The organism is Paenibacillus ottowii, from assembly GCF_006874425.1.
GTDB lineage: Bacteria > Bacillota > Bacilli > Paenibacillales > Paenibacillaceae > Paenibacillus > Paenibacillus ottowii.
Window position 1 is genome coordinate 213,315 of record NZ_VIJZ01000003.1, and the last position, 26,332, is coordinate 239,646.

Consider the following 26,332-nt stretch of genomic DNA (forward strand, 5'->3'; position numbering starts at 1 on the left):
TCAAATAATTATTACATAATTGTAATTTTATTGGTTTGTTAACCCTTTCAACACATGATACATTGGAATAAAGAACCGCTCACAGATCGGCATCCGTGCGTAGTTCTCTATCGGGCTAAGAAAGGAATGGCTTGTCTTGCAAAAGAGAGAAATTCAGGAGACTCCCCTATATTCCCTAAAGCTATATAACTTTTTTCTATACGGAGCTATGGTCATTTTCTCCAGCTTCTTCCCATTGTATTTGCAAGATATCGGCATGGACAAGCTGGAAATCGGGAGTCTGATGGCCATCGGGCCTTTTGTATCCGTATTCGCGAATCCTTTTTGGGGATATACAAGCGACCGCAGCCGAAACCTCCGGCGTATTCTATTAATTATGATTATAGGTACATTGTTACTGCTGCAAGCTTTATTTCATGTTCACACGTATGTCATGATTTATGTGTCGATGATTGGCTTTTATTTTTTCCAGAGTCCGTTATTCGCCCAAAGCAACACCCTGATTCTCAGTTATATTGAGGGCACAGACCGGAAATTTGGTGCTTTCCGAATATGGGGTTCCTTCGGTTGGGCTGTGGTTGCAGCCGTTGCTGGCGTAGTGGTGGACCACACAGGAATATCCAGCATATCGACTATCTTTACAGTACTTCTTCTGGCTGCATTGGCCTGTACATTGGCAATTCCGCCACTGAAAAGCACTGTGGAGACGGCCACCATTCATTTACGTGGCTTTGGCAGTATTTTATTAAACGGATACTTTATATCCTTCATATTATTGGGTATTCTCGTATCTATCCCTAATTCAATCAACAGCGCCTTTATGTCCCTGTATATCACCGAACTGGGCGGGTCTAAGCTGATGCTTGGTTTTGCCGTTTTTATGTCATCGGTATTCGAAATTATTGTCTTTTTGCTGTTTGATCGCTTCTTGAGAAAAAAAATGACCGTGATGGTCGGCTGTTTGGCACTCGTCAGTCTGCTGTTCGCCTTACGTTGGGAACTAATGGCTCAGGCCACAGACCCGATTCAGATCGTGTTCATTCAAGCACTTCATTGCGTCACCTTCGGTGGATATTTCTATGTAGGCACCCAGTTGACTGTCCTGTTCACGCCTGCAGCATACCGATCATCCGGACAGGCCGTATATACCTTGACCTGGAGTGGCATATCCGGGATCGTCGCAGGTTTTGCAGGAGGTTGGCTATTCCAGAACTTCGGCGGTGAAATGATGTACCATGCAGGTGTCTTCTTCGCCCTGCTGGGATCTGCGGGATTCGCTATCATGTGGTATATGCTGTACAAGAACGGTTACCAGCCAGGACATAGCGGTGAGCACAAACCAATAGATGAAGCACCATAACGACAATAAATGTCTCAAGTCAATGGTCAGGTGAACCATGAAGAACGCGTATGTATGCGTAAAAAATAAAGGAGTCTGCCGTTGGCAGACTCCTTTTCAAGTTGGTCGCACGAAGCTACCATTTGTCCCGTTCTTTCCGAGCATCTTATTGCTTAGGCAATTGGAAAGAGCTTTTCAGTGACACGACGCGGTTAAATACAGGCTCACCCGGTTTGGAGAGCTTCGGATCTACACTGAAATAACCATGACGGAAAAATTGGAACTTATCCTGCGGTTGAGCTTCTTTCATATTCCGTTCCACATAACCATGAGCAATTTCCAAAGAATTTGGATTTAATTGATCAAGGAATGACTTTTCCGATCCATCCTCTTCCAGGGCCTCTGGTTCCTCTGCGTTAATCAATGGCTCATACAAACGGAATTCGGCCGGCACAGCCTGAGTAGCCTCTACCCAATGGATAGTCCCTTTCACTTTACGGCCCGTAAAGCCTGATCCGCTCTTGGTTTCTATATCATAGGTACAGTGAATCTCCGTTACACGACCGTCCGCATCCTTAATGACATCGTTGCATTTAATGAAGTAAGCATGTTTGAGACGTACTTCATTACCAGGGAACAAACGGAAGTATTTGCTCGGTGGATTCTCCATGAAGTCCTCACGCTCGATATAAATTTCACGAGAAAACGGAATTTGGCGTGTTCCAAGCTCCGGATTTTCTGTGTTGTTCTCCGCCTCCAGCATTTCCACTTGTCCTTCAGGATAGTTCGTAATGACCACCTTCAGCGGATCTATAACTGCCATCGTGCGAGGTGCCTTAAGCTTCAAATCCTCACGCGCAAAATGCTCCAGCACCTGTAAATCAATAACTCCGTAGGCTTTGGAAATACCTGTCTCATATACGAAGCTGCGAATGGCCTCTGGCGTATAACCGCGACGACGCAAACCGGAAATGGTCGGCATCCGCGGATCATCCCAGCCGTCTACGTGTTTTTCCTCAACCAGAAGTTTGAGCTTACGTTTGCTAGTTACCGTTTGAGCTAGATTTAGCCGTCCAAATTCGTATTGATGAGGGACGTTTTCCATCTCGCATTCCGCTACAACCCAATCGTACAGTGGGCGTTGATCTTCGAACTCCAGTGAACAAAGCGAATGCGTTACACCCTCAATCGCATCTTCCAGCGGATGAGCATAGGAATACATTGGATAGATGCACCAGGTATCGCCTGTATTGTGATGAGCTGTGTGTGAAATGCGATAAATCACCGGATCACGCAAGTTGATGTTTGGTGAAGTCATGTCAATCTTGGCACGCAGCACCTTTTCACCATTCTGGTATTTGCCTGCACGCATCTCTTCAAACAGCTTCAGATTTTCTTCCACACTACGATCCCGATAAGGACTGTTTTGTCCCGGTTCTGTCAGTGTTCCACGCGTTTCACGGATTTGGTCCGCGCTTTGGTCATCCACGTAAGCTTTCCCTTTTTGAATCAGCAGGATAGCACGCTTGTACATTTCTTCAAAGTAATTGGAGGCAAAATGCTTTTCCTCCCATTCATAACCGAGCCACTTCACGTCCTCCTGAATGGAGTTCACGTATTCCGTGTCTTCCTTCGCCGGATTGGTGTCATCAAAACGCAGGTTCGTGCGTCCTCCGAATTCATCTCCCAACGAGAAATTGATCCAGATGGCTTTGGCATGTCCAATATGCAAATATCCGTTGGGTTCAGGTGGAAATCGTGTAACAACTTGCTTTACCTTCCCCGTACGTAAATCCTCTTCAATAACATTTTTAATAAAATTGGGGGGAGTAATCGGCTTCTCCACACTAATCAACCTTTCTTCCGTATAATCTGTGTACAACCTGTTCCCTTAAATATACCCTTTCACACCGCATAACTCAATAAAATGAAAATTAGGATGCTCTCTTCAGCGAAAAAAGATGCAAGTTATGAAAAAGAGTTAACATTTTCGGCAGATAAATTCGTTATAGTGTATATATCTTTTATTTTAATCGGAAAAGGAGACCCACCCGTGTTTAAGCTGTTGATCGTCATCCTGCTGTCTATGCTATTGTCCTCTTCCGTTATGACTTCTGATCATCCTTCCTCAGGCATGGTGACCGAGACTGTACGATCTCATCCGCTGGCCAGTGCGCCAGAAGACTCTTCTGTCCGCTTATATGCCGTAAGCCCGTCACAGGGAATATTTCATTCAGCCGTACTGGAAATCGGCCAGCAGCAGCGCCGCACATTCCAGTGGTCAGGCTTGGCGGAAATTTCCGCTGCACCCCAGTTATATTACAGAGATGTAAACGAAGATGGTGTCCGTGAAGTCATTGTGATTCTCACGCGTGCCTCGGGAACGGGCGTGGAGTTGCAGGAAATGCATATTGTTAACGCACAGACGATGGAGGAATATGCAGTGGAATCGGCAGCAAATGCGGTATCCCAGCGAATACACAGCTCAGTAGAGCTGCGTGACCACAACCGCCAGGTGCATATCACTGTTACGATTAACGGTACTACACACACGATGGACCCCAAAGCGTCCGTATTTTACGATGATCCAGCCCATTTTACAAAGCATCTCGATTTTAGCTCTGTTGTAATATATGATGCTGAACAGTCCCCTCTGCAGGCCACTGTATCTGGTAGCGTATCGCCAAGCGAATTTGTAGGGGATTTGGATCTGAAATATGTATATGAGCAGGGGCAGTTCCGGGTGGGACCTATAAAATTTGAAGCTTCCTCTCCCTTTTGACGACTCTCGCAGAATAAGGTAGCATGGGATTAAATGCTAGACTGGCTGGTTTAGCGATTTTCCGAGTGAAAGAGGGGATTCATCATGTTTACATATGCGTTGGACGAACGCACAGTCCTTCGGCCGCTTACCAAGGAGCATGTGCAGCCTCTGTTTGAGCTGATCGAAATGTCCCGTGACCGCCTGCGTCAATGGCTACCATGGGTAGACTCCACCACGGAAATCAGCCATACAGAGCAGTTCGTGCAGGGCGCCTTGAAACAAGCCGCAGAGAACGGCAGCCTGACCGCAGGAATTTGGATAGACAACGAGCTCGCTGGCATCATCAGCTATCATGAGATCAATTGGGCTCACCGTTCGGTCAGCATCGGATACTGGCTTGGACACGGCTACGAAGGACAGGGGCTCATGACCAGCGCCTGCCGTGTATTCGTCGAATATGCGTTGATGGAGTTGGATTTACACCGAGTCGAAATCCGCTGTGCAACGACAAACCGCCGTAGCCGCGGCATTCCAGAACGCTTGGGCTTTGTACTCGAAGGCATTGTACGCGAAGCAGAGCTACTGCCAGATGGATATATGAACCACGCAGTGTACGGTATGCTCCAGAATGAATGGAAGCAACTTCGGTAACCTTGTACTGCACAACAACGCCGCAGACCTGATCAAGTCTGCGGCGTTGTTGATTATGAGTTGGACATTGCGACCGAATGTTGCTGCCTGTCTGTAACTCCGGTCTATTTTAGGAAATAGGCCATTAAAACATCATCCACGAATTGGCCTGCGATATAAAACTCCTCATGTAGCCGTCCTTCAATCGCGAAACCGCATTTTTCATAAAACATAAGGGCTTCCGTATTACAAGAGAGTACGCGCAAACTCAATTTACGTATGCCTTCCGCAGCTGCAATGTCCTTCATGGAGTTCATAAGCGCCGTCCCAATACCTTTGCGATGATAGTCTGGATGTACGGCTATATTTATTTCGAGTACATGACAATTACTAGCCAACAGCGTTGGAGGACGAAATCCAATATATCCACAGAGCACTTCCTGCTCAATGGCGACCAGTTGAGAGCCCGGAGGCGTATTGCGCAGAAACTCTCCGCGCGACTTCCATGACAGCGAGGCAGGAGCCGTGCGTTCATTCCACACCAATTCATCCAGCGCAATCAGATCAGGAGCATCCTTCATCTCCGAATGACGTATCGTCAAGGGTTGACTTGTAAACAATTCCTTTCAATCCTTCCTGTGAAGGCTTTCCTGAAGCAATAACTGCAACCATCTGTCACTTATTGTACCATAGTTATAGGTCATTATTGAACTTTTATCGGGACTTAAGAACCGGGAATACCAACCTACGAAGTAGTAGTATCCAAAGTATCCAGATCATGTCGGGAACGGTTCAACCAACTGTGCAGGACGAAAAACAGGATGGATAATACTGCTACGCCTGATGCCAGCCAAAGTGTAGGCGGTAAGCCGCCGCCATCATACAACTTCCCCATAACATAAGGTCCCATCACCCGTCCGGCTGCACCAATGCCCCCCACAAGTCCAATGTAAAAGGGTGCACCCCGACCTCCATGATCAGACAGGAATGCGGGAACCGCAGGTGCAATCAGCATTTCTCCCAGGGTTGCCAGTACCATAGCGAATATCATCCCAGTATAGTTCTGTGTGCCCAGAATGACAATATAGGCAGCCAAATAGAATCCTCCAGCCCATGTCATTTGCGCCGAAGCATGGTGAGCATACAGCCGTTTGATCCAGAAAATAATAGGTTGTGCGGCAAAAATAAGGATACCATTCAACGTCCAGAGTAATCCATACATCGTTTTAGGTAAGCCCTGCTCAATAATGTAGGGAGAAACCCCTGTATTCCAGATGGAATTGCCAAACCATAAAAAGAGCGAGCCTAATCCTACAAAGAGATACAGCCTGGTATCACGAAACAGCAACCGAGCTGGTATTTCCTCTCTTTTCATCACGGATTTGCTGAACTGAACTTCCCCCTCCTCCCGATCCACTCTACTTAAATAAGACCAGAAGAACCCGGCAAATACCGCAGAAGTTACCCCGTTCATTACAAAGCTGAGCTGATAGGAAAGGTCAGCCAGAACACCGCTCAGTCCCGTTCCAAGTGCGACCCCAATATTGTTCGCAACATAAATAATATTAAACAACTCTCCACGACGGTCAGCAAAACGAAAACCTACAAAGGCCTGAATCGCAGGCACAGATACCACATTAAAAAAACCGATAAAGCCCATCATGATGACAAATGAGACCCAATGACCGCTGGTAAATGGAAGCGAGAGAAGCCCTAACGCATTCATAGCCAATGAGCCGACAATCAGTTTTTTGGCTCCAATACGATGATAAAGGGCTCCGCCCAGCACCTGACCAAAAATTCCGCCCAAGGACTGCACTAAAATCGCAATCCCCGCATCTTCCATACTACGGTTCAGTTCGTCAAAAACATACATACTGACAAGCGGCCACATGAGGGAACTTCCAGCGGAATTAATCAGGCTGGCAACGAGGAATACTTTTACTTCTTTCGGATAAGACTCCAACCATTTCATATTTTTCGCTTCTCCTTTTGCACCTGACGCCATAAAAGGCAGTTTCTCATTGGCGCTTTACATTCACCACCGTTGAGAAAAAAGTAGCCCCCTGCCCCATATCCGACAGCCGGTCAGAGGTTAACACATTCGCACGCTGTCTACGTCCCTTGCCTTCCCACCATAATCCTTGGCTAACCACCGTACCGGGCAGCATCTGATCGGTAACCTTGGCTTTCAACTCATACGTTCCTCTGTCATTCCAGACGGTGACCGGATCGCCATCTGCGATGTCTCTTGCCTGAGCATCTTCCGGGTGAATTTGCAGCAAAGGCTCCCGCTCCAGTCGCTGATGCTTGGGAAAATTTGCGAAAGTTGAATTCAAGAAGTTATGGTTTGGCGGTGAAACAAACATCAATGGAAAACGATCATCCGCTTGCGGTCGACGCTCTCCGTCGTACCCTTCGATCAGCGGTACATAAGAGGGCATTGCGGGCAGACCTGCTTGTTTCATTTTTTCCGAATACAACTCGATCTTGCCTGAAGGCGTAGTTAGACGCCCCAAATAATTAGCCTTTTGCGTCATATCGAGCTTGACAAAAGGTGACTTTTTTAAGGCATCCAAGGTGACACCGTTGAGATAAGGGTTTGTTGGATTATCCAGCGCACCTGCGATCATATCCTCTTCACTTTCCGTAAAGGCAGCTTCTTCAAAGCCCATTGCCCGTCCGAGCAGGCTAAACAGCTCATAATTACTTTTGCTTTCGCCAAGCGGCTCAATAACTGGCTGCTGCATTTGGATATAGTGGTGCCAGTACGATTTATATAGGTCTGTACCTTCAAAAGAAGACGAAGCAGGCAGCACAATATCTGCATAGCGGGCCGTATCCGTTAGGAACAAGTCATGAACAACCGTAAACAGATCCTCTCGTTCAAATCCCTTCGTCACCCGTTCCGAATCGGGTGCTACAACTACCGGATTACTACAATATACGAATAATGCCTTAATCGGCTGTTCCTTCTGTAATAGCGCCTCTCCGATCCGATTCATGTTAATCACCCGGGCGTCCGGGTTCTGTCGCAGATCAGGGCGCTCCAGATGGGCGCTGTTAATCTTGGCATAAGCACCATTGGAGCGTGATGCTCCCCCGCCGTGCTTCAACCATTGTCCCGTGAGCGCAGGCAAGCATGTAACTGCGCGTACGTTCATACCGCCATTATCATGATGTTGAAGCCCATTTCCGATATTGATATAAGCCGCTCGCGCCTTCCCGTACATTTCCGCCAAACGGATAACATCCTCCTCGGGTACGCCAGTAATCCGTGAAACCCGCTCTGGTGTATAGGTCTTAACATGCTCGCGCAATTCCTCATGACCTACGGTGTAGCGACGTAGAAAATCCTCGTCTGTCAGTCCCTGCTCGAACAGCACATGCATAACCCCCAGCGCGAGTGCCGCATCCGTGCCCGGATATAACGGAATGAACCAATCCGCCCATTGCGCCGTCCGGTTGCGATGAACATCTATAACAATCACCTTAGCACCTTTTTTACGTGCTTTCTCAGCCAATACGACCTGATGCATGTTGGTGCTGATGACATTTCCGCCCCATACAATAATGAGATCTGCATCCTCTGTATCCTCCGGGCTCGTACCGCCCTTAAACCCCATAACGGATGCCCAGCCTTCATTCCCAGCCACGCTGCAAATCGTCTGATCCAACTGGCTTGAACCCAGCGCATTGAAAAAGCGGCGGTCCATTCCATCTACACTCAACACACCCATATTGCCATAAAAGCTGTAGGGGAGAATCGACTCCGATCCGTCTGTACGTATCAGCTCCTTGAACCGACCTGTAATGGTATCGACCGCCTCCTCCCAGCTAATTCGTTCAAACTTCCCTTCCCCTTTGGCGCCTACACGCTTCAACGGATACAGAATCCGATCCGGATCATATACCCGCTCGGTCATATTGCGGACTTTGTTGCATATAGCCCCTTTGGTAATGGGGTGATCGGGATTACCAGTCACCTTGACTATCTTTCCATGTTCCTTGTGAAGCAGGAGCCCACATGTATCCGGGCAATCCAACGGGCATACAGCCGGAAAAATACCGTTTTGCTGTTCCGTCATCCGCTGTCCTCTTTGTAAGTTATGTTGAAGTGTGGCCTCAAGAGGCGCGCTATTGCGATGATCCATGGTGTTCATGCTCCTTTCCGTTACCGTTTCCAAAAATTACACTGTTCTTATCATATCTACAGCTTTGTTCTATGGCAAGAGAAGGATTTTACCACACAGCCTCTCTCAAAACATTAAAAAAATCCGTCTGCTACATAAAGCAGGACGGATTTTAGAAATCATAATTATTTTTTATCATGCTGTTTCACTCTTACGAACTCAGGGTAAAAGAGATCAAGGCATTATGGACGAGAGCACACTCATCCTCCATGCCAAATCATGGACCACTCCCAAAAAAATCCGCCATGACAGGTTTCGTTCCCCCGGGCCTGTCATGGCGGATTTGCTTTGTTCATTGTTTCATAAAGCAATGTAATTATGCATGGTCACTCAACGGATTGGATGCAACTGAAGAAGTAGTTTGAGATTCATTCATGGAATGTACCTTGGCTTGAGTTTTCTTCAGATAGGCCAGCCAGTAGGCTCCAGCCACAAACAGGCTACCACCTACCAAATTCCCCAACCAGACCGGAATGAAATTCATAACATACGCTGCCCACGAAAAATGACCTGCAAAAATAGCTGCCGGAATGAGAAACATATTGGCAACAACGTGCTGAAATCCAATGGCAACAAAGGCCATGGTCGGGAACCAAATCCCCATAATTTTGCCACCAATGGAGTCTGTACTGTATGCCAGCCATACAGCCAGTGCTACGAGCCAGTTACATCCTATACCTGATATAAAAGACTGTAAAAAGCTTTCATCCAGCTTATGTCCTGCCATATCCACGACTTTGTCCAGATAAGGACCCGTTTCTGTTAAACCCAAAACATGCCCAAAGAAAAACGCAACAAATATGGCACCTGCAAAATTACTGAGCGTAATAATCGCCAAATTACGAAGCATGGCTCCTGTCTTGATTCGCCCTGCCCATCTCGCCAAAGGGACTGCCATCATATTACCAGTCAGCAATTCGCCACCAGCGACCAAAACTAATATCAGACCTACAGGGAACACCGCAGCTCCAATAAAGGTAGCAATGCTTCCCCATTCTTTAGGTGCACTTGCAATAACACGTATATCCAGCAAAAACCCGAGTGCAATAAATGCACCTGCCAAAAATCCCAATACCACCGCCACAGTCCACGGGTTGTTCGCTTTGGCCATTCCTGTTTCCACCGTCTTCTCGGCGATTTGCCCCGGTTTATAGCTTGCCATCTGCCCCCGCTCCTTTAATATCTTTTAAAATATTCTTCTTTCATATTTTATTTAAAATCAGTGATTTTGTTTGTGAAAAAAATCACTTTCTCACGATATAAAAAAACAGCCCTTCTAAAAGGACTGTTTTTCTGTATGATTACATCTACTGCGCTACTAATGCGCTTTACATTTAATTATATTCTTCCTTTTCAAGGGCTCTCAAGAACCAAAGAACTCCGCCCAGACCGACGGCTGCAACAACTACAAGAAAAAGGATATAAAACAAACCCATTATCTACTTCTCCCCCTAATCCTTATGCTCTCTATATTGTACTATAAGGATTCATCTATACGCTTCAGATTGTTGACAAACTTATGAACAATGTCACAGACAAATTAAATTATACAGTAACTGGATTTCGTTCCGATATCGTAGGCAATGCTTGCAAACCTGCCGCGTTCAGGAAATTCCAAGGTTTGTTATAGTGCGGCTGGAAGAAGAAATCGACAAAAGCCAACTGGTCAATGGTCATATGATTTTGAATCGCTACAGACAGTGTGTTAATGGATTGCGTCAAATCCACCTTCGACATAATTTGGGCCCCGACAATTCTTCGAGTCTCCTGCTCATATACAACTTTCAGCAGCACCTTTTCAGAGGTAGGCATAAACTCAGGACGATAGCTGTCCTCGATTGTTACAGCTTCTACAGTCATACCCTCGTCTATTGCTGCGGCTTCTGTCATTCCTGTTCCTGCAATATTATCTTCGTAAATTTTGATACCCGAAGTTCCTTGTGTGCCCATGTAGGCAATGGTCGGCTGTACCAGATTGCGTGCCACCAGCGTCCCCATACGAACCGCATTGGTCGCTAACGGAATATACGCTGTTTTGCCAGTCGGATTATATCGAATTGCACAACTGTCGCCTGCTGCAAACACATCCGGGCAGCTACTTTGCATATAATTGTCTACGATAATCGCACCGTTAGGCAACATATCTACCTGACCTTTCAGCAGATCCGTTTGAGGCCGGAAACCGATACAAAGTATAACAAGCTCTGTTTCATATTCTCCTTTGGAGGTCACAACCTTGCTCACTTTACCGTTAGTCCCCTCAAAACGACTTACTGTCTCGCCAAGTACCAGCTTAATGCCATGTTCTCTCAGGGAATTTTCAATTCGGTCTGTATACTCATGGTCCAGATATTTATTCAATATACGATCAGCACTGTCGATCAGCGTTACGTTTTTGCCGTTCATTTGGAAAGCTTCTACCAATTCAACCCCAATGTAACCGGCTCCGACGACTGTAATGTTCTGTACGTGCTGAGCTTTCTCAATGATTTCATTCGAATGATTATAGTTTTTACAGAGCAAAATATGATCAAGTTCAATGCCTTCCAGCTTCGGAATAATTGGCCACGACCCGGTAGTTACAATCAATTTATCAAATGTGTCGGTAAATTCCTCACCTGTTTGGAGATTGCGTGCATGCAGCGTTTTGCCAACCGTATCCACACTCGTTACTTCATGAAGCATCTTGGTCACTACACCCATGTCAGCCAGTTGATCTGGGGAAGAATAAAACAATCCGTGCGGATCTTTGACGACACCACCGACGTACAGTGCAATACCACAAGATAAAAATGAAATATTGTCATTACGCTCATAGACCGTAATTTCGGCATCTGGATAACATTTAGCTGTGTTGACAATGGCTGCCGTACCTGCGTGTGTACATCCGATAACTGCTACTTTCATGTTGAATTCCTCCTTGGTGTGTGGGCATAAAATGTATAATAATTGTGAATACTTTCACTTATGCAACTCGTTACCGCTTGTGATTTATTTCACTTCATACGCTCATTATAGTGTGATGTTTTTCACATTACAATAGCTTTCTATTTTATTCACAGTTTGTCCACATTTTAAAAGGCAAGGATAGCTGAACTCAGTCGTTTGCTGAAATCTTGTTTTTAGCTCCATTCAGTTTTCCCTATGTACCCCCTGTTTATGCCCTTAAAATAGACTCTCACAAGATGCGTCAATCATTAGGCAAACGCGTATGTAGAAATAAAAAAAGGTCCGTTTCCCCGAGACAGGCGGAAACCAGACCTTGTTAAACATACATTAGTTTAAATAGACGAAGCTATTATAACAACTGCTCAATGGCAGCTCTCATCGCTTCCGGTGACTCCTTAGGCTCAAAACGCGCCACAGGCACACCCTCACGATTCACAATGAATTTTGTAAAATTCCACTGAATTGTTCCATCTTCCTGTTCGCCAGGCTGCTGTTTCTTCAAATATTCAAACAGAACTGCTGTATCCGGTCCGTTCACATCCACTTTGGCGAATACCGGGAAATTAACCCCGTAATTCAATTGGCAAAATTCAGCCGCTTCCTCGCTGCTGCCTGGCTCCTGGCCACCAAATTGGTTGCAAGGGAAACCTAAAACTACGAAGCCCCGATCCTTATATTCATCATAAAGCTTTTGCAACTCCCCGTATTGCGGGGTAAGTCCACACTTACTAGCGGTATTGGCAATCACCAGCACTTTACCTGTGTAAGTTTCCAGAGAAACCTCCTGATTGGCTGGTGTTACGGCATTATATGAATAGACAGACACACAGCATCCTCCTTCATGTCGTTTGTTTTAGATTCTTAACCTATTTTACCCAAAACGTGACGGACACGCCAATATCCACAGACCTTTGTCGTGATGCTGCCAACTGATGCCTCTCCTAACCTCTCGCTGCCACTTGTGGTCTAGCATCCCGTCGCTCGGCAACAGAACCCATCGTTTGCTTCTCTTCCATATTCATTCCCTTTACTGCTTGGCTTACCGCAGGCTGGCCAGCCAAAGCATACGGAAGACAGAGCGGTACACCCGTACGAGGATCAGTTACAATATCCGCTTCAATCCCGAACACCTCGCGTAGCACATCCGGGGTCATAACCTCAGTCGGGGCTCCTACCGCCTTCGCTTTCCCTTTTTTGATCGCAATCATATGCTGAGCATACCGGGCTGCATGGTTTAAGTCATGCACGACCATAACAATGGTGCGTTCTGCCGAAGTATTCAAATACTCAAGCAGATGCAGAACTTCCAGTTGATGCGCCATATCCAAAAATGTAGTTGGCTCATCCAGAAACAAAATATCCGTATCTTGGGCAAGCGCCATCGCAATCCAGGCGCGCTGACGCTGACCGCCAGAAAGCTGATCAATCGGACGATCATGAAACTCGCTCATCCCTGTTACTTGTATTGCCCACTCTACCATCTTACGATCTTCCGCTTTCATGGAGCCAAAGCCTTTCTGATAAGGGAAACGTCCGTAAGATACCAGTTCCGTCACGGTCAATCCCTCCGGTGCAGTCGGATTCTGCGGCAAAATAGCTAACTGCTTCGCTACCTCCCGCGTGGATTGCTTATGAATGGATTTACCATCCAGCAGAACACTACCGCCTTTAGGATTCATGATGCGAGCCATCGTTTTCAGAATGGTCGATTTACCGGAGCCATTCGCCCCCACCAATGCTGTAATTTTTCCCTGTGGTATTTCTACGTTCAGATCTTCTACGATTAATCGATCCTCATAAGCAATATCCAGATTTGCCGTTTTCAGACGAAACATTTGGAATCATCCCTTTCCCTTATCCAATATATATAGTCACGGGCTTAACGCACGACATTCATCAAAACTTCATTCTATCTTTATATAATAAAGATATTGATAATCATTATCAAGTATTAACTCACATATTCCCTCTAATATACAAATGCACTGCATCAATAACCCTTAAAAAATCAAAAAAAGATCACCGCCCTAAAGCGGTGATCTTTTCATTCCAGCAAATTCGCATTAAGCCTGTACAGAAGACAGTCCAAATGCTTCAGCCATGAGACGGATAGATTTCATTTTGGCATCAAAGTCGTGAATAATGCTCGCAACCATGATCTCCTGTGCATTATAGTCCTTGCATAATTGCTCAAGCTGGTGCTTGACTTGTTCGGGTGAGCCAACCACCATACGCTTGCGATTCTCACGAATCCGCATCCGATCATAGGGTGTATACGGGTACGCCAGTGCCTTTTCGACAGAAGGTGTCCCTCCGGTACGCGTCCCCTGCTCTAAAAGCACGAGGGACAAGTCCATGCTGGAAGCCAAACGATTGGCCTCCTCTTCAGTATCCGCACAGATCGCGAATACAGAGACAAGCGAACGCGGTTGCTCACTATGCTGGGAAGGCTGAAAACTATGCTGGTATCCCTTCATAGCACCTGTGCCGCCTTCACCATTAATGAACTGCGCGAACGCGAAGCCTACGCCACGCTCGGCGGCCAGACTTGCGCTATCGCCGCTGGAGCCAAGCAACCAGATTTCCGGCACGGTCTCTACGAGCGGCATCGCCTGTAGTGAGCCGAAGCGGTGCTGGTTGCCTGTGCTATCGTGCAAATAGGCTAGCAGATCATCCAGCTGCTCAGGGTATAGATCAACACCGCCCCGCATTTTCCCCTCCTGCAAAGCTCTGGTAGCAATCGGCATTCCTCCAGGCGCTCGCCCCAGCCCCAGGTCAATACGTCCCGGATACAGCCCCTCCAGTACCCGGAAATTTTCCGCGACTTTATAAGCGCTGTAATGGGGCAGCATCACACCGCCTGATCCTACTCGGATCGTCCGGGTACGAGCAGCCAGATGTGAGATCAATACCTCCGGGCTGGAGCCTGCAAGGTTAGAAGCTGCATGATGCTCGGATACCCAGAAGCGATGATAACCCAGACGTTCCGCCTCTATAGCAAGCTCAGCAGTCTTTTGTAATGCCTGTGAGTGTGTCATGCCTTCCGATACCGGAGATTGGTCAAGAATGCTGAGTTTTATCATAAAAAGTCTGACCTTTCTATTTTGGAATAAGAATAGGCATTAAGTATAGCACGTAAAGCCACAGTTAACCAAGAGGGGCATAATAGCAGGTTTACAGCGCAAATTGTCATGTTTATTTTTTTTATAGATCGTCTTTACTTTAATTTATCTGCTTCATAAAGATGGGAACGTTTTTGAAAGAAACTAAACAGATGGGTGACGATTACTTTCAAGACGGCATAACCCGGAACCGCCAGCACAATTCCTACCACACCAAATAAATTACCTGCTGTTAAAATAACAAAGATAATCGTGATCGGATGTACCCGAAGAGACTTGCCCATAATTTGTGGGGAAATAAATTTACCCTCAATAAGCTGGACGACTGTCCATACGATGACCATTTTGAGCAGCATAACCGGTGAGGTAACCAGAGCTACGATTAACGCGGGTGTAATGGCAATTGCAGGTCCCAAATAGGGAACCACGCTCGTAAAGGACGCAATGACCGCAAGTGTCAAAGAGTAGTCCAATCCAATAATCAGATAACCTATATACAGCAGCACTCCAATACAGAAGCTGACAATAATCTGTCCACGAATGTACGAGCTCACCTGATGATTCATTTCAGTCATGATCCGATCCGTCTCTTTACGGAGCATAGGTGGAAGCATTTTTAGAATCCAATGCGGCAGCTTGTGCCCATCTTTCAGCAAATAGAACAGAATGAACGGAACCGTAGCGATCGCAAGCACAGTCTCCGTAATCACACCCAAAAAGCTGCCCACACCCGTCCATGCATTGTTAATAAAACCAGATAACTTTTCAGAAGCTTTGGAGGCTAATTCGGATGGATCTATTTGAATGGTGTTCTGGAACTGGTTCACAAAATTGCTGCCAATCAGTCTCTCAAACTGCTGTTTGACTTGCTCGGTATAGGCAGGAACGTTTTGGATAAGACCCTGTATTTGATCACGGATCACCGGGATCACCGATGTAATTACAATAGCGATAATCCCTATAATGAGCAAAAACAGGACAATAATGGAATATACTCGTTTTACCTTATTCCGCTCCAGTACATCCACTAACGGGTTCAGCAGATAGTACAACACGCCGGACAAAATAACAGGGAGAATAATCGTTTTCAGCAATACGATGACCGGAGTAAATATGTATGAAATTTTCGTAAGCACTAAGATATTCAAGCCAATCAACAGCAGTACCAACAGGAATATCACAAACTTGTTGTTCAGAAAAAACTTCTTAAACCGTTCTTTCCATGCTGGAGTTATTTCCACATGACATTCCCCTTCTCTTTATACAGATGAATAGCACCTTCATCGTTACGATATATTTTTGGAACAAAATATACAAGGTTATACCCAAATAAACACAAAAGCAAACAAAGCTGTACGTTATCGTACGAACTTCGCTTGCTTTGAATAGTTATGGAGTATCATTTGTCGTGGCAGCAGCCTCTACCGTCGTGGTCACAGGTTTGTTTTCCTGTTCAAAAAGGTTCTGTATGAACCGCTTAAGCTTCCGTTCATCCACACCCAACACCTGGGCACCTTTAATGGTTTCCCCGCGCACCAGCTCATTCGGCGGGATTTGCTGCTTCGCTACTGTTTTCGCATCGATATTAAAACCCAATGAAGCCAGCTGCAACATTTCTGTTGTACTCAAATTCGTTTCAATATAAGGAGAAATGCTATTCAAAATACTCGGCAGTTTAATTAGCGATGAGGTCGATTGTATTTTACTACCCAGTTCGGTAATGAATTTGCGCTGTCGCTCCGTACGTGTAAAATCCGAAGTCGCATCATGACGGAAACGCACATATTGCAGGGCTGTTTTGCCGTCCATATGCTGCATTCCCTTTTTCAAGTCAATATCAAACTGGTGTTTGTCTGCCTTGGATGTATAATGCATGTCTTTTTCAACATCCAGGTCAATACCACCTACAGAATCAACCAAGGCAATGAAACCATTAAAATCAGTATATACATAATATTGAATCGGTATGCCGAGAAGATCACTCACGGTCTGTCTGGTCAAATCCGGTCCACCGTAGGAAAAGGCCGCATTCAATCGGCTTTGCCCATGACCTGGAATCTTGACGTACGTATCACGAAGAATCGACATCAGTGTAGCCTTTTTCGTAACTGGATCAACAGAAGCAACCATAACCGAGTCAGAACGCCCTGAATCTTCTCCACGGGAATCGCCACCAAGCAGCAGAATGTTCACTCTCTCTGTCCCATCCCATTCCGGTGGAAGTGATACGTCTACAGGTTGTACATTGCTTGGGGTTTGGGTTTGCGGTTTAAATTTTGAGTCCTGTCCGGAAGCAACCGAAATTTGATTCGTAAAATGATATATAGAATAAGCATAATATCCGCCCACTAAAAGAACTGCCGCAGTCACAGAAATACCTAGCCATTTTAAAAATTTTCGCATATTTTCGGGTAACCTCGCTTTTATTCATCATCGTTCGGCTTTTAAAAGCATACCCTTCCTGCAAGTTATCTGTCAATTCGCGTCGTTTTGTTCCAGGGGCTTTGTTCGTACTGGTTATACCTTATCTTCAGGGTTATTTGGTGTCGATTTCACAGCTTGAAGGTCGTCTGGATACCAAGGGTTCAAATGGACAAGCACCTCATATACCCGCGGCTCCTGCTTCATGACGGCCCGCTTGATCAGCCGGATAATATCGTGTCCTTGCTGAATCGTCAGAGAAGCATCCACTGAAGCACGGATGTCCACGATAATATAATGACCGTGCTCGCGGGCACGAATGCGGTCAATACGCTGAACCTCGGCTACACTCAGTGCGGCTGCTGCGTAGCTTTCAATTTCCTCAGTTGCAATCGCCTTCTCCATCAGCACATCTATGGACTCGCGTCCCATTTCCCAAGCCAGTTTCAGAACCAGCAATGCCACTACGAATCCCGCAATGGGGTCACCGTAAGATAAAATCGAAATATCCCAATGTTCCCCGATCAGTCCTAATCCGATCCCCAATACAGCGGCTCCAGAGGCATATACATCAGCGAGATGATCCTTTGCCGTCGCAATAAGACCCTGACTATTGGCCGCTCTGCCAATACGAATCGTGTAGATATACAGCCACTGCTTCCAGAGCAGGGAAATAATGGCCGCCACCAATGCCAATATATGCTCCTGTGGCATCGGTTTGAACAGCGCAGCAATGGAGTGATAGCCGATAAATATACCTGCCCCGAACAATATGACTGCCACCACACTAGCACCAATGACTTCTGCCTTGCCGTGACCATAGGGATGATCCTCATCTGGCGGTTGGCTGGAAATTCTCATCGCTCCCAATGCCGTCGCAGAAGCAATCACGTCCCCGGCGTTATGCACACCATCGGCCACCAGCACCTTGCTGTTGAACATGAGCCCTGCGATTATTTTAATGCCAGTTAAAAGGATGTTGCTAATCAGGCTGACCCATGCCGAGACCATGGCACGCTTGCCCATATCCTGTTCCTGCATGATGTATAATCCCTCCAATTATCTTTTAAAAGGTATCTCTATCCGCTATTAGGTTATTTTAAGGCAGCTTTCATTGCTCTTTATCTTATGATCCTGTTCTTGCAGCGACATAGAAGAAGATTATAATAGCCCCGGAGGATGAGCCTCCCCGGGGCTATTATGATAACCATCACGGAGCATTCTATGAGAATACCCCTATTTTATCTACCGGACCGACCACGTCGGCCTCCTTGACCTTGTCCGCCACGTCCGCTGCTTTGGCCTGCTGAGCGGCCTTGGCCTCCGCGGGCAGAACCACCGCTGCTGCGATCATAGCCGCCGCGTCCGCTGCTTTGGCCTGCCGAGCGGCCTTGACCTCCGCGGGCGGAACCACCGCTACTGCGGTCATATCCGCCACGTCCGCCGCTTTGGCCTGCCGAGCGGCCTTGGCTTCCGCGGGCGGAACCGCCGCTGCTGCGGTCATATCCGCCGCGTTCACTGCTGCCGCGGTTGGAGCGGCGCTCGCCGCTTACGCCGTCACGACGACCGGACTGTTCGCGGCCGTTGCGGCGTCCGCCGCCAGCATCGTTGCCGCCAAAGGAGCGGCGGTCACTTCTGCCTGAGCGGTCGCTTCTCCCCTGCCGCTCAGCTGTATCGGGAGCAGGTCCACGCTGCCCGCGACCCTCACTGCTGGTGAACGTGACACCAGCAACTTTCTGGATGTTCCGAAGCTCAGGAACATCCCTTGGCGTGGCGAGCGTCACCGCAACGCCTTTGCCTCCGGCACGGCCGGTACGCCCGATGCGATGGATGTAGCTTTCAGCATCCTGCGGCATGTCATAGTTGAAGACATGCGTGACGCCTTCTACATCGAGGCCGCGTGCGGCTACATCCGTCGCTACGAGCAATTGAAGTTTCGCTTCACGGAACGCCTTCATTACTTGCTCCCGCTTGTTCTGGGACAAGTCCCCGTGCAGCTCACCGCTCTCGAACCCCATTTCCTGGAGCTCCTCATTCAGTTTAGCCGCCCGGCGCTTCGTACGGCAGAAAATAACTGCCAGATACGGACGATCTGTATTCAGTATATCCACCAGTGCCTGTTGCTTACCACGGTCTGTTGTTTGCACAACAACCTGACGTATTTGGCTCACTGGAACGGAAGAAGCAGATTTCACTTTGACATCTACGGGTTCGTTCATATAGACACGAGCCAGCTTGCGAATGCCGGCTGGCATCGTGGCCGAAAACAGCATCGTTTGTCTCCGGTAAGGAACCTCCTGAAGAATCGTCTCCACATCGTTCAAGAAGCCCATGTGCAACATTTGGTCAGCCTCATCCAGGACCAGCATTTTAATGCCGCCTAGATCGAGCGTGCCGCGTCTCAGGTGATCCAGCAGTCGCCCAGGTGTACCAATAATCAGTTGTGCGCCACCTTTTAGTTTACGAAGCTGACGCTCCACGTCCTGCCCTCCGTAAACAGCTAGTAGAGATAAACTCGGCTCCGCAGCAGCCAAGCATTTTGCTTCCTCTGTGATCTGGAGCGCCAATTCACGCGTAGGTGCAATTACGAGCGCCTGCGGGTGCCGCTTGTCCAAATTCAGCTTTTGTAAAATCGGCAGTAAAAACGCAAGCGTCTTCCCCGTTCCCGTATGTGCCTCGGCGATCACATCCTGACCTGCCATCAACAGCGGAATGGACTCCTGCTGTACAGGTGTTGGCGTTGAGATTCCCTGCTCTTTCAAGGCTTCTACCCAATGTTGCTCCACGCCTAATGCTGTAAAGTTCTTCAAGTGGTATTCACTTCCCTTATCTGTATTCAATATGTGTCACGTAAAATAGGTTCATATGCCATATGACATCTATCGTTCCATAGTTCAGAATTCCCATTTTTGCATCGGTCCTCATTCTCCCCTTTTCAGGAAGGGAGCATATCCGTTATCGTTGAATTTGTTCATGTAACTCAACATACGACCGCAAGGCGGCTCAGGCCGTTCTATAATGACTTTCCTAGTATACGCGAAGTTGAACTGGTTTCCAAACGATTTTAACGAATAACGCAAAAGGTGAATTCAATGACCATGTCATATATTATGGTAGGAGAATTGGTAATTCATAAATAAAGGATGGATGCTTGTGGTAAACAATCTGCATTATAATTTCATAATGACAGGTTCCTTATCGGAAAAGCACACTTTGTTTGCCGAAGAGTGCTTTTCTAACCTGTTCGATTGTTTCGAAACGCTCCTGAATATATCAGGAATCCGTAATACCCGTGTGTCTATCTATCAATCGAAGAAAGCCAAACACGGTAAGATTCATTGGGACAAGCAGGAACTGCTCCGCATTGTAACCGATGATGAATTAACTCCTTTGATGCTGGTTATCGAGGCTCCCAGTATCAAATCGTCTTATAACAAAGGGACAACGCCGGAAGTGTACATTCTTTTGTCCAATGACCCTATGGGTCAATCTCCCAACAATTGCGGGATGCTTGTTTCGATCCGTCAGGACGTTTATGAACGTATTGACCAAACAAGCGTCGAAGATGTTATGCTGCAGCTCAGCCAGTTAATAAAAGCAAACAAACTGTTACATAGCTCACGTAACTTTTATGCTGGCAGCAAGGCACGCGCCATTATGGATATTCTTCCATTTATGCTCGAAAAGGATACCCCGGATATGAGGCATGTTTTTCAATCGTGGACTCCATTCCCATTACCACACACTTAAACCATCCGTCATACCATTAACCCTAGGAGGCTGCAATTTATGCAAATTCAAGTTCACAACGTTGAAAAAAAAGAAAGCGAATATCTCATTCATTATCAAGCCGGCGGAGCACTGCCGTTCGTTCCGCATGATGTTGTCCTGATCCATGGCAAACAGTATTTTATAGGCACCATTTTGAAAGTAGAGCCCGAACAGGTCCTTATCCGTATCAATCCAGAATATGAAGACCAGCTGACAGGGTCCATCGGACTGGAACTGGCTTTCTCTCCTACCGTTTCTATTCAAGGTGCAGACCGCATTGTCGAAAAGCTCGGCTATTTTCCTCCCTTTCACTATGATCGAATCACGGCTGCCAATATGACAAAGGATCAGATTACGCTGACGATTGAGCTATCCCCCGCTAGCGTACTGCTCCCTAAATCACCGGATCTAGAGCCTTCGGCTGAGGCACCTGTAATCCCCGAAGCTCCAGCCCAGGACATTCCACGCTATGCAGTGACTTTTACATTTCTGGAAACTAAAGAGCATGTATTAAGCCCTGTAGAAACAGAAAATATCATTTTGCAACTTGACTTCCGTTATGAAGAGGCTGATATGGTCGTTGACATCGATGCCTTGTCGGGGCTGTCAGGCAGCTTTCTGTGCAGAGGCATCCGTGCAGAGATTACGGAACTTCATGAATAAACAAGAAGCCCGTGAGCTGTTGCGCTGTCATTCTTTTATTCATGATGATCTGGAGCATCCCAAAATGCGAAGCGGATTTTTAGGGATGCTTCGCCCCTTCCAGGGCGAACTGATCGAGGACAATTTTCATGAACTCATGACTATCATTGAAGTTCTGGCAGATGAGTTGGAGAAACCATCCATAGAACGAGAGTTGATTGCCGCACTGTGGGGGATTTGCCAATATACACGGGCATGGGCGTTGTATCCTGATGGTATGCTGCAGCGAAATCATCTGCTGACCGTAGAGCAGATTAGTACCCTTGATGATTGGATTGATACAATCTCCTATGCAGTTATGGTGCTGCTAGAGGGTGGCGGGACGGAAGAAGCTTTCTCGAACTACAGACAACGAGAGTAGGTAATACACAATGCCAAAAAGTAACCTGGCTAAGAAATGAGGGAAGCCTATGTCCATACAAACCGATGATGACGGAAAGACGTTCTTATCTATTTTCCCTACTCTATCGTATGAAGATCGATTAGTCTCATTACGCGAATTAACAGCAATCCCCCAGCCTGTGGAGGACACCATTGCATTCCTTTTGCAGCTTGTGCAGCAATCATCCGAGGATGATCTGCTTCGTATAGAAGCGCTGAAGGTCATCGGACTATATGCAGATCAGAGCCAGCAGCCGATGATCATGCGAGGAATTCGCGAACTGCTGTCCAAGCCTGCTGAAGATGATGATGTACGAAACGCAGCTTTACAAACTTTGGCGTGGATGCCTTGTTCAGAAGCAGAGCTACGTATAGCTTTGGACTTAATCCGCAGTGATACATATATCTTAGTCAAGGGGGCCGCTTTTGCACTGCTCCGCGCACATAAAGCCCACCCTTTCGCACAACAGGCGCTGAAGCAATTATTGCAACATGAGGAATTCGGCGCATCTGCCCAGCGTGAGCTGTCCACATAATCGACAACCAAAGGAGAATCACTCTACTTATGCGTGTAAGAATATTTATATTCATTTTGATTATCGGAGTTATTTGTGTGCCTGCCTATTTCATTATGAGCAGCTTTGGATTATTTCAAAATGAGAAGGTGCTTGTACATTACAAGCTTGCCCTTGAGGTAAAGGGTAAAAAATATGATGCCTGGCCTTTAATCAGCAGCTATACCGCGATAGATAAAAAGGGGGACCATCGTCAGCTCTACTATCAGGCGGAGGGCTCAGGCATAGAGTATCTGTTTCAACTTGCCTACGGAGAGTATGAACTCAAGCGCTCCAAAGAAAATCCTTTTCTGGATGGGGGAATCCACTATACCATGGACCATCCTGAGTATGTACGTGAGGAAAAACAGTATGAGAACGCCAACGACTATACGGAGTTAACCCATTATTACAACCAACAGGAACAGGTTATTTATACTTACAATCCTGAGGCCAGCCTCGACAAAACCTACGTGCGCTCCATCATCACCGCTGGAATGACTCGCACCACTGGTAATTCAAGTAGACCGGTGAAGGATGATTATATCAATATCAGTAAGCTGTTTAAGGACAAGCTGGGAGTAAATGTGAAGGTAGATGTGGATGAGGACAACAAAATCGTTACCCTGTCCATGTCATAATAAAACGAAAAAAAAGGAAGGCGCTACAAATGACAGAAACACACTATACTAAAATAGGCCCCGCATATTTGGAGGGTTGGGTTGTACCCGAAACCCCGGAGGCATGGGTTGAACAAGAATGGACAGGCAAGCTCCGTTCACAGGTCGGAAATACGAAATTTCACATTTTTTACTATGGAGAATTCATGGACGAGCTGATCGCTGTAACAGAGTTTGCGCCCCAGCTCATTATTGCAGAAGATGCAGTCACAGGTGAGCAGATCGTAATTTTTGATGGAGCTCGTCATGGTTACGATGCACTACTGTGTGAAGTATATACAGAAGAACAGCGGAACAATCGCACTCCCCTGCTACCTTATCTGGACGATGACGGTGAGGATACCTTTGAGGTGACTGTGACTGCTTTTTATAATGTTGATTGGGATGACGAGTTTGCAGATGATGTGGACGAGAACGGACAGCTGGAGCTGATCAGCGGCGAGCGGTGCGATTTTGAAGAGGCCAAGCGAAATGGTTTTGATGCGATTAGCATTACGATTACCAGCGCTAAAGGTCTAAAAACAGAGATCCTTCAGGAAGAGCTGGCCTGACGATGGTATTTAAAAGAATCAAACATCAGGAAGGCGATATTTTTGTTATCCCTCTGCATGACGGCCGATTTGCGGTATGTCAGGTGATCTGCGCACTATATGGTAGATTCAAAAAAGCGTTCTCCTTTGGTGTTCTATCCATAGGTCAGAATCAAGCCTACGAGGGTGAAGCTACATATCTCTCATTCACAGATTACCGGGGCAGATTCGAGGTCATATTCACCGCCACCCAAAATCTGACAAGGGGGATATGGCCCATTATCGATCATCGCCCTCTATCTGAGGAACAACAGCAGCTAAAATATTTTAATTGCGCGGGCCATCTGTATTACGGGGATGAATATGTACGCAACCTGGAACTAAAAGAATATAATCAATATCCTGTAATGGGCGTGGCTGGATATGAACTGGTACAGCAATATTTAGCCCAAGCATAAAGATAAAAAGAATAGCAACTTAAAGAGCCACCTTAAAGTTCGAAAACCAGGGTGGCTCTTTAACGATTTAAAAGGGTTCAAATGTATAAGGGAATGATGTACGATGTGTTCCCAAAATCGACTTTACGCGTTCAGCATCCAGCAGCGCTTCGACGAAGCTATACAAATCCGGAGCTGCATACCGAAAGTTGCCCCATGTGCGCAGATTAAAAGCATAAATCGGGAATTCACCCCATTCATCAGGCGATTGAATATCCCAGACCAGCAGGTCATTTTCTTCACTGAAAGCGAAGGGAACCGCATGCTCCAATAGTTCCGGGAAACCATCTGGCTCCAGTGCCGCTTTTTGTAAAACCTCCTCCGATTCCAGTAAATCATCAAACCAAGACCGCCAGTCATGGTAACGATGAAGCCATGAATCCGGGTGATCACCAAGAGGAATATGGATGCTCCATAGGCCGCATAACCGCCCGTAGCCGAGAGTTTTGACGTAATCTATATAGGAAGGCGGAAAGCCCCTGCCGTTTTCAAAACGATGCTCCATAAGAAATTCCTCATCATAGTAGGTCTGGAATTGTGGACGCTGCAAACCTGTAAAAATACTTATGTTCGCCCTCTCCTTTCGCGCATCTTTATTCACCTTTTCACTCTTAGGCACATTGAAAAGGCCTTTTTCAAGTGTTAAAATGGGAATAAGATGTATATTCTAAAAAAGAGTGAAGATGCGTCAACATCCTCACTCTTTGGCAACAGCCGCTTTTAAGGGCGGTGGCTGCAAGTTCACGGTATTCGAAATAGACCGGTTCCTACCACGGGCGGTCTATTTCTTTTTATGGAAGGAAAGAATCAGAATCACCAACGTTGCGAATTGAATCATCAACATTAAGGTGTCTTTAACCTCCACAGGCCTCACCTCCCTCACAGGAGACTAGCCGACCGCCCATCTAAGCCATTCTGTTGTTAAGGAATATTATAACATATGATATATAAAAAGTACGTTTTTACGCTCTTTTCGAAAAGGAGGAACGAACATGGAGCAAAAACGCTTCAAAGATGAATATGGATATAAATATGACTTTGCCGCCGTGATCTGGAGAGGGGAACAGGTAGCTGTCCACTGCCCTCGCTGTCAGGGCCAAGCTTTTATTTCTAAACCGAAGGAAGACTGTTATTACGTTGTTCGCTGCTCACATTGTTACTACACATTCCAGCAGCCAGAATCGTATAAATTCTATGCACGCGGCGTATGCAGCCATTGCGAGCGATATTTTAATATCGAACTTCATGATGACCGAACGGTTGCTCATAAAAATACGAATATACTCTGTCCGCACTGTGAGACACGTAATCAAGTTCCGGTACATCGTATGCAGTCACGTGAATGGCATACGGACGTGATCCAAAATGGAAAAGATCCCATTTTCCAGCTCCAGCTATATTTCCTTGATTATTATCGTGGGAAACCAGTGTGGGCTCTTAACCGGATACACCTAAATTATCTACTCTCCTATATCTCTGCCGAGTTGCGAGAAAAACCCACACCCGGTATGATGCGTACGGCTTCCCATTCCATTCCCAAGTACATTAAGGATGCCAAAAGTCGCCAGTCCATCTTAAAAATATTACAAAAGCTACAGCATAAACAAGCGTCTAAGGGAGAGCATTCCAAACATGAGTATACAAACTTTTAATAGCCTTGAAGCACTGGTCAAGACCGTCTGCCAAACCACCACCTACAATCTTGGCGGGAGATAGCGACTGTACAGGATGTCATTGAAGTGCTGCACCTCAATAGAGGGGAACCGGATATTCATCGCATCGCGCAGGGACTACGATAT

Annotated in this window: 26 protein-coding genes; 11 read left to right on the forward strand and 15 right to left on the reverse strand. The window is 46.6% G+C overall.

Features of this window, described 5'->3' with window-relative positions; translation table 11 throughout:
- The first annotated feature begins 136 nt into the window (after nt 1-136).
- Entirely contained in the window at nt 137-1,360 is a 1,224-nt protein-coding gene (locus tag FKV70_RS07935; RefSeq protein ID WP_142612465.1) for an MFS transporter, read from the forward strand.
- Nucleotides 1,361-1,505: 145 nt separating this feature from the next.
- Here FKV70_RS07935 and FKV70_RS07940 read toward each other — a convergent pair whose 3' ends face one another.
- Complete coding sequence (locus tag FKV70_RS07940; RefSeq protein ID WP_063213879.1) at nt 1,506-3,185, reverse strand: glutamine--tRNA ligase/YqeY domain fusion protein; 1,680 nt, start codon at nt 3,183-3,185, stop codon at nt 1,506-1,508.
- Between the two features lie 207 nt (nt 3,186-3,392).
- On the opposite strand from FKV70_RS07940, the gene FKV70_RS07945 reads away from it, so the two are divergent.
- Both FKV70_RS07945 and FKV70_RS07950 read left to right on the forward strand, forming a co-directional pair.
- Nucleotides 3,393-4,121: a hypothetical protein gene (locus tag FKV70_RS07945; RefSeq protein ID WP_064797764.1), complete on the forward strand. Its 729-nt coding sequence runs from the start codon at nt 3,393-3,395 to the stop codon at nt 4,119-4,121.
- A gap of 84 nt (nt 4,122-4,205) precedes the next feature.
- Nucleotides 4,206-4,754 (forward strand): GNAT family N-acetyltransferase, encoded by a 549-nt coding sequence (locus tag FKV70_RS07950; protein WP_013373475.1) that lies wholly within the window; start codon nt 4,206-4,208, stop codon nt 4,752-4,754.
- A gap of 104 nt (nt 4,755-4,858) precedes the next feature.
- Here the strand turns inward: FKV70_RS07950 and FKV70_RS07955 are convergent, their stop codons facing one another.
- The 12 genes from FKV70_RS07955 to FKV70_RS08010 all read right to left on the reverse strand — a co-directional run bounded on the left by FKV70_RS07955 (nt 4,859) and on the right by FKV70_RS08010 (nt 20,228).
- Nucleotides 4,859-5,353, reverse strand: coding sequence for a GNAT family N-acetyltransferase (locus FKV70_RS07955; RefSeq protein WP_064797762.1), 495 nt, complete (start codon nt 5,351-5,353; stop codon nt 4,859-4,861).
- Between the two features lie 125 nt (nt 5,354-5,478).
- A complete protein-coding gene (locus FKV70_RS07960; protein WP_142612466.1) occupies nt 5,479-6,708 on the reverse strand; it encodes an MFS transporter in 1,230 nt (409 codons plus the stop codon).
- A 46-nt stretch (nt 6,709-6,754) separates the two neighbouring features.
- Entirely contained in the window at nt 6,755-8,887 is a 2,133-nt protein-coding gene (locus FKV70_RS07965) for a molybdopterin-containing oxidoreductase family protein (RefSeq protein ID WP_142612467.1), read from the reverse strand.
- Between the two features lie 355 nt (nt 8,888-9,242).
- Complete coding sequence (locus tag FKV70_RS07970; protein WP_142612468.1) at nt 9,243-10,088, reverse strand: formate/nitrite transporter family protein; 846 nt, start codon at nt 10,086-10,088, stop codon at nt 9,243-9,245.
- 383 nt (nt 10,089-10,471) lie between these two features.
- The gene (locus FKV70_RS07975; protein WP_063213824.1) at nt 10,472-11,833 is read right to left on the reverse strand and encodes an FAD-dependent oxidoreductase; all 1,362 of its coding nucleotides are present in this window, start codon (nt 11,831-11,833) and stop codon (nt 10,472-10,474) included.
- Between the two features lie 391 nt (nt 11,834-12,224).
- Nucleotides 12,225-12,701: a glutathione peroxidase gene (locus tag FKV70_RS07980; protein ID WP_142612469.1), complete on the reverse strand. Its 477-nt coding sequence runs from the start codon at nt 12,699-12,701 to the stop codon at nt 12,225-12,227.
- Nucleotides 12,702-12,816: 115 nt separating this feature from the next.
- Nucleotides 12,817-13,710: an ABC transporter ATP-binding protein gene (locus FKV70_RS07985; protein ID WP_063213822.1), complete on the reverse strand. Its 894-nt coding sequence runs from the start codon at nt 13,708-13,710 to the stop codon at nt 12,817-12,819.
- A gap of 228 nt (nt 13,711-13,938) precedes the next feature.
- Nucleotides 13,939-14,958, reverse strand: coding sequence for an LLM class flavin-dependent oxidoreductase (locus FKV70_RS07990; protein WP_063213821.1), 1,020 nt, complete (start codon nt 14,956-14,958; stop codon nt 13,939-13,941).
- Nucleotides 14,959-15,092: 134 nt separating this feature from the next.
- Nucleotides 15,093-16,238 carry an AI-2E family transporter gene (locus FKV70_RS07995; protein WP_142612470.1) on the reverse strand — a complete coding sequence of 382 codons (1,146 nt, stop codon included), beginning with the start codon at nt 16,236-16,238 and terminating at the stop codon, nt 15,093-15,095.
- A gap of 148 nt (nt 16,239-16,386) precedes the next feature.
- Nucleotides 16,387-17,400 carry an LCP family protein gene (locus FKV70_RS08000; protein ID WP_063213819.1) on the reverse strand — a complete coding sequence of 338 codons (1,014 nt, stop codon included), beginning with the start codon at nt 17,398-17,400 and terminating at the stop codon, nt 16,387-16,389.
- A gap of 114 nt (nt 17,401-17,514) precedes the next feature.
- The gene (locus tag FKV70_RS08005) at nt 17,515-18,459 is read right to left on the reverse strand and encodes a cation diffusion facilitator family transporter (RefSeq protein WP_064797754.1); all 945 of its coding nucleotides are present in this window, start codon (nt 18,457-18,459) and stop codon (nt 17,515-17,517) included.
- Nucleotides 18,460-18,659: 200 nt separating this feature from the next.
- Complete coding sequence (locus FKV70_RS08010) at nt 18,660-20,228, reverse strand: DEAD/DEAH box helicase (protein ID WP_142612471.1); 1,569 nt, start codon at nt 20,226-20,228, stop codon at nt 18,660-18,662.
- 337 nt (nt 20,229-20,565) lie between these two features.
- Between FKV70_RS08010 and FKV70_RS08015 the strand changes: the two genes are divergently transcribed.
- Genes FKV70_RS08015 through FKV70_RS08045 form a run of 7 tightly spaced genes read left to right on the forward strand, consistent with a single transcriptional unit; the run spans nt 20,566 to nt 24,494 of the window.
- On the forward strand, nt 20,566-21,168 hold the full coding sequence (locus tag FKV70_RS08015; RefSeq protein ID WP_244310685.1) for a hypothetical protein: 603 nt from the start codon (nt 20,566-20,568) through the stop codon (nt 21,166-21,168).
- A 39-nt stretch (nt 21,169-21,207) separates the two neighbouring features.
- The gene (locus FKV70_RS08020; RefSeq protein ID WP_142612473.1) at nt 21,208-21,852 is read left to right on the forward strand and encodes an immunity 50 family protein; all 645 of its coding nucleotides are present in this window, start codon (nt 21,208-21,210) and stop codon (nt 21,850-21,852) included.
- Nucleotides 21,845-22,252 (forward strand): hypothetical protein, encoded by a 408-nt coding sequence (locus FKV70_RS08025; protein ID WP_142612474.1) that lies wholly within the window; start codon nt 21,845-21,847, stop codon nt 22,250-22,252. Before FKV70_RS08020 ends, FKV70_RS08025 begins: the two co-directional genes overlap by 8 nt.
- Nucleotides 22,253-22,301: 49 nt before the next feature.
- Complete coding sequence (locus tag FKV70_RS08030) at nt 22,302-22,808, forward strand: HEAT repeat domain-containing protein (RefSeq protein ID WP_142612475.1); 507 nt, start codon at nt 22,302-22,304, stop codon at nt 22,806-22,808.
- 29 nt (nt 22,809-22,837) lie between these two features.
- The gene (locus FKV70_RS08035) at nt 22,838-23,467 is read left to right on the forward strand and encodes a hypothetical protein (RefSeq protein WP_064797749.1); all 630 of its coding nucleotides are present in this window, start codon (nt 22,838-22,840) and stop codon (nt 23,465-23,467) included.
- Between the two features lie 29 nt (nt 23,468-23,496).
- A complete protein-coding gene (locus FKV70_RS08040; RefSeq protein WP_063213811.1) occupies nt 23,497-24,057 on the forward strand; it encodes a hypothetical protein in 561 nt (186 codons plus the stop codon).
- Nucleotides 24,058-24,059: 2 nt separating this feature from the next.
- Nucleotides 24,060-24,494, forward strand: a complete 435-nt coding sequence (locus FKV70_RS08045) for an immunity 26/phosphotriesterase HocA family protein (RefSeq protein ID WP_142612476.1) — start codon at nt 24,060-24,062, stop codon at nt 24,492-24,494.
- Nucleotides 24,495-24,561: 67 nt separating this feature from the next.
- Here FKV70_RS08045 and FKV70_RS08050 read toward each other — a convergent pair whose 3' ends face one another.
- Nucleotides 24,562-25,134 carry an SMI1/KNR4 family protein gene (locus tag FKV70_RS08050; protein ID WP_244310686.1) on the reverse strand — a complete coding sequence of 191 codons (573 nt, stop codon included), beginning with the start codon at nt 25,132-25,134 and terminating at the stop codon, nt 24,562-24,564.
- Between the two features lie 180 nt (nt 25,135-25,314).
- The gene (locus tag FKV70_RS27095; RefSeq protein WP_219728090.1) at nt 25,315-25,416 is read right to left on the reverse strand and encodes a putative holin-like toxin; all 102 of its coding nucleotides are present in this window, start codon (nt 25,414-25,416) and stop codon (nt 25,315-25,317) included.
- Nucleotides 25,417-25,525: 109 nt separating this feature from the next.
- On the opposite strand from FKV70_RS27095, the gene FKV70_RS08055 reads away from it, so the two are divergent.
- Complete coding sequence (locus FKV70_RS08055) at nt 25,526-26,185, forward strand: hypothetical protein (protein WP_142612477.1); 660 nt, start codon at nt 25,526-25,528, stop codon at nt 26,183-26,185.
- The last annotated feature ends 147 nt before the right edge of the window (nt 26,186-26,332 follow it).